The sequence below is a fragment of the Microbacterium sp. GbtcB4 genome (genome assembly GCF_019091465.1).
GTDB lineage: Bacteria > Actinomycetota > Actinomycetes > Actinomycetales > Microbacteriaceae > Microbacterium > Microbacterium paraoxydans.
This window is the reverse complement of the sequence record NZ_JAGXJJ010000526.1, coordinates 1-238: the sequence shown is the minus strand read 5'-3', so window position 1 is coordinate 238 and position 238 is coordinate 1. Positions and strand designations below refer to the sequence as shown.

Sequence of the window (238 nt, the reverse complement as noted above, 5' to 3'; positions counted from 1 at the left end):
GACCCGCCTGCGGCGAGGACGCCGCAGTGACCGTGAGCGGTGACCTCGTCGGGGCAGAGGTCGGTCTGCACGACGAGCGCGACGCCGACCTCCGCCGCCAGCGCCCCGGTGGCGACGTTCAGGATGCCCTGTGGGTCGACCGCACCGGAGCCTCGGGCGACGCGGACCGCGGGAACGCCGAACAGCATGATGCCGCCCACTCCGGCCTCGGCGGCCTCGACGGCCGCGGAACGCAGCG

Annotated in this window: 1 pseudogene; it reads right to left on the bottom strand. The window is 75.6% G+C overall.

Features of this window, described 5'->3' with window-relative positions:
* A pseudogene (locus KVS71_RS18700) lies at positions 1–238 on the bottom strand (porphobilinogen synthase); the annotation flags it as partial.